Here is a 3880-nt window from a genome sequence, read left to right as displayed (position 1 = left end):
TAAGAGACAGGCTTCACGAGGGTCACGGGGACCGGCGAACGTTCCAGCACGGCATGGGCGACGGAGCCGAGCAGCGCCTGCAGCAGCGCGCCGCGGCCGTGCGTCGCCATGACGATCTTGTCGAAACGGTGCTCGGTTGCGTAGCGGACGATGGTGTCGGCGACGTGGCCGAGCGCGATGTGGTGCGTGTAGGGCATGCCAGCCGCGTCGAGCGCCGCCCGTGCGGTGGCCAATGCGGCGAGGCCTTCCTCGCGGTGCCAGGTTTCGAGCTCGTCGTGGCTGACGAAGCTGCGGGCGTGGCCGTCCACGGGGATCTGCACGTTGAGCAGGTGGATGTCGAGCTCGCCGCTGAGCGCGCGCAGCTTCATCAGGTGGTCGAGCACGCGGTTGGCGTTCTCCGAGCCGTCGAGGGGTACGAGGACCTTGAGCATCACGATCTCCTTGTCAGCACGGTCAGTTGCGGCGGGCGCCGCCGTCGCCGGTCTCTTCGACCGCGAGTTCGACGAGCGGCGCCGCTGCGTCGCCCTGGCGCCGCGCGAGCCACGCGCCCAGGCCGACGACGAACGCCGCGCCCGCTGCCGAGGTCACGTAGTGCAGCCAGCCGGGCAGCCCTTCCACGTAGGGCTTCACGACCACGTCGCCGATCAGCATGCCACCGGCGATCCAGCCGAGCAACGCGGCGCCCAGCGTGATCACGACCGGGAAGCGGTCCATCAGCTTGAGCACGAACTTGCTGCCCCACACGATGATGGGGATGCTGATGACGATGCCGAAGACCACGAGGCCCAGGTCGCCCTTCGCCGCGCCGGCGACTGCGATCACGTTGTCGAGGCTCATCACCGCGTCGGCGACGACGATGGTCTTGATCGCGCCCAGAAGATGCGTCGAGCCCTCGACGTTGCCGTGGCCGTCGTCGTCCTCGGGCTGCATCAGCTTCACGCCGATCCACAACAGCAGCAGCGCGCCGACGACCTTCAGGAAGGGCAGCGCCAGGAGCTGCAGCGCGAAGAAGATCAGCACGATGCGCAGGCCGATCGCGCCGACGACGCCCCACGCGATGCCCTTGTTGCGCTGGTGCTCGGGCAATTTGCGACAGGCGAGCGCGATCACGACGGCGTTGTCGCCGCCCAGCAGGATGTCGATCGCGATGATCTGCAATACCGACACCCAGAAGGCGGCGTTCGACATGGCTTCGAACACTGCTCGTTCTCCTTTTCAAGCACGGATGATGGGGCCGAAGGCGGCCATTGTCGCCAAGAACGGCATTGTGCGACAGGGGTAGTCGCCGGCGACCGCTGGCGCGAACGATACGCTGGCGCCCTTTCGGTCCGCTTTCAGCGCCTGCGGCGGCGTGCGCCCCTGCTAACATCGCCCGCATGAGCCGCTACCAGGACCTCGCCGAACAGACGGAAAAGCTCATCGCCGACGGCGTGCTGCGCGCCGGCGACCGGCTGCCGTCGGTGCGCCAGGCCTGTCGCACGCACAAGGTCAGCCCGATCACCGTCACGCAGGCCTATTACCTGCTGGAAGGGCGCGGCCTGATCGAGGCGCGGCCGAAGTCGGGTTACTTCGTGCGTGCGCGCCTCGGCCGCAACCTGCCCGAGCCGGACATGACGCGTCCGGTCGGCGGTTCGACGCAGCTCGAGGTCAGCGACTTCATCTTCCAGATCCTCGACAGCGTGCGCGACCCCGCGATCGTGCCGCTGGGGTCGAGCTTTCCCAGCCCCTACCTGTATCCGCTCGCCAAGCTCGGGCGCTTCCTCGCGAATGCCGCACGCCGGCTCGATCCGCTCGCGACGGTGACCGACCTGCCGCCGGGCAACGAGGAGCTGCGCCGGCAACTCGCGCTGCGCTACCTCGCGCACGGTGCGCCGGTGTCGCCGCAGGAGATCGTCGTCACCTCGGGCGCGATGGAGGGGCTCAACCTGTGCCTGCAGGCGGTCACGCGCCCCGGCGACCTGATCGCGATCGAGTCGCCAACCTTCTATGCAGGGCTGCAGGCGAGCGAGCGCCTGGGACTGAAGGTCATCGAGATCCCGACCCACCCGCGCGAAGGCGTGAGCCTGCCGGCGTTGGAGGATGCGCTGCGCCACCATCCGGTGAAGGCCTGCCTCCTGATGTTGAACTTCGCCAACCCGACCGGCAGTCTCGTGCCGGACGAGCACCGCAAGGATCTGATCGAACTGCTGCGCCGTCACGATGTGCCGCTGATCGAGGACGACGTCTATGCCGAGCTGTACTTCGGCCGCCAGGCACCGCTGTGCACGAAGGCGGTGGACGCGGACGGCCTGGTGATGCACGTGTCCTCGTTCTCGAAGTGCCTCGCGCCCGGCTATCGCGTCGGCTGGGTCGCGGCCGGGCGCTACGCCGGGCGCATCCAGCGCCTGAAGCTCGCGACCAGTCTCGCGACCACGGTACCGGTGCAGATCGCGCTGGCGGACTACCTGAAGCACGGCGGCTACGAGAACCACCTGCGCCAGTTGCGGCGCAAGCTGGCCGAACAGGAGGTCGCGCTGATCGCCGCGATCGAGCGACATTTCCCGCCCGGCACGCGGCTCGCGCGGCCGCAGGGCGGCTATTTCGTGTGGCTGGAGCTGCCGCGCCAGGTCGACACGCTGCTGCTGCACCAGCAGGCGCTCGCGCACGGCATCAGCATCGCGCCGGGGCCGATCTTTTCCGCGAAGCGCGAATTCGGCCACTGGCTGCGACTCAACTTCGGCCACCCCGACTCGGAGCGCCAGCAGGCCGCGATGGCGACGCTCGGCCAGCTGATCGCGCGCCAGCTATAGCGTCGCCCAGCGCGCGAACTCGCGCCCGAAGAAGGCGATCAGCACCAGCGCGAGCGGCGCAAAGGCGACGAAGCCCTTCAGCACGCGGCGGATGAAGGGGTGGGCGAGCTCGGCCTCGATGAAGCGCTGCGCGATCAGCATGCCCTTCGCCCACACGATGGCCGCGACCACCACCGGCAGCCAGGCGGCGCCGTGGAACCACTTCCCGAGGCCGAGGCTCAGCAGCGTCAGCGCGACGAGGATCAGCCATGCCGTCGTCAGCGGTGCCAGCGTGGTGGCGGGTTTCCGTTCGCTCGGGGTCATCGCTTACGCCAGCACGTAGAAGAAGGGGAAGAGGACCAGCCAGATGATGTCGGTGGCGTGCCAGTAGCTCGCCAGCGCCTCCAGTCCGCTGTGCTCCTCGGCCGAATAGGCGCCGGCGACATGGCGCGCGAGCACCCACAGCATGCCGAGGATGCCCCAGCTCGCATGCACCAGGTGGTTGATCGTCAGGTAGTAGTAGACGGTGAAGAAGATGCCCGCTTCGCCGTCGATGCCGTGCGCGAGGTTCCAGCGGATCTCTAGGAACTTCGCCACCGGGTAGCCGAGCGCCACGACCAGCCCGCCGACGAGCCACCACAGCGAGGCGCGACGCCGGCCGGCGCGCATCGTCACGACCGATGCGGCGATGAAGAAGCTGCTCGTCACCATCAGCAGCGTGATGACGGTGCCGGCAACCCGCGACAGGCGCTCCGACCCGTGCTCGAAGGCGTCGGGAAAGTGCGCGCGGGCGACGAAATAGACGATGAAGAGCACGGCGAACTCGACGAACTCGCAGCTGATGCCCACCCAGATGCCGCTGTTGCCGGGGACCCGCCCGGCCAGCCCGGCGTCCTGCCGCGGCGGGGGAGCGGGAATCGCGATCGTCGTCATGGCTGTGCGCCTGTTGTGCAATCTGCTCATTGTCGTCCGATTCGCCCGGTAATCACAGACACAGCCGATCGCGTTTCGGATCGGCACAGATCGGATCGGGTACCTTGTTCCTCCCCCTTCAAGGGGGAGGTCAGGAGGGGGATGGGTTTCTGCGGCCTCCGTTTAACCCATCCCCACCC

At 68.2% G+C, this 3880-nt stretch carries 5 protein-coding genes; 1 reads left to right on the top strand and 4 read right to left on the bottom strand.

Annotated features, from left to right (window positions below; translation table 11 throughout):
• Positions 1 to 431: universal stress protein (locus tag GPA27_RS27970; RefSeq protein WP_169143677.1), on the bottom strand; the 431-nt coding region annotated here is incomplete at its 3' end.
• 22 nt (positions 432 to 453) lie between these two features.
• Positions 454 to 1188 (bottom strand): TerC family protein, encoded by a 735-nt coding sequence (locus GPA27_RS27965; protein WP_169143678.1) that lies wholly within the window; start codon positions 1186 to 1188, stop codon positions 454 to 456.
• A gap of 188 nt (positions 1189 to 1376) precedes the next feature.
• On the opposite strand from GPA27_RS27965, the gene GPA27_RS27960 reads away from it, so the two are divergent.
• Entirely contained in the window at positions 1377 to 2789 is a 1413-nt protein-coding gene (locus GPA27_RS27960; protein WP_169143676.1) for an aminotransferase-like domain-containing protein, read from the top strand.
• Here GPA27_RS27960 and GPA27_RS27955 read toward each other — a convergent pair.
• Together GPA27_RS27955 and GPA27_RS27950 are read right to left on the bottom strand one after the other, a co-directional pair.
• Positions 2784 to 3092, bottom strand: a complete 309-nt coding sequence (locus tag GPA27_RS27955; RefSeq protein ID WP_169143675.1) for a hypothetical protein — start codon at positions 3090 to 3092, stop codon at positions 2784 to 2786. The two genes, GPA27_RS27960 and GPA27_RS27955, sit on opposite strands and share 6 nt — an antisense overlap.
• A 3-nt stretch (positions 3093 to 3095) precedes the next feature.
• Positions 3096 to 3701 (bottom strand): cytochrome c oxidase subunit 3 family protein, encoded by a 606-nt coding sequence (locus GPA27_RS27950; RefSeq protein ID WP_169143674.1) that lies wholly within the window; start codon positions 3699 to 3701, stop codon positions 3096 to 3098.
• Between the last annotated feature and the right edge of the window lie 179 nt (positions 3702 to 3880).

Origin of the sequence: Aromatoleum toluolicum (genome assembly GCF_012911005.2) — a bacterium.
GTDB lineage: Bacteria > Pseudomonadota > Gammaproteobacteria > Burkholderiales > Rhodocyclaceae > Aromatoleum > Aromatoleum toluolicum.
The sequence above is the reverse complement of the archived record's forward strand: the minus strand, read 5'-3'. Positions and strand labels throughout refer to the sequence as shown.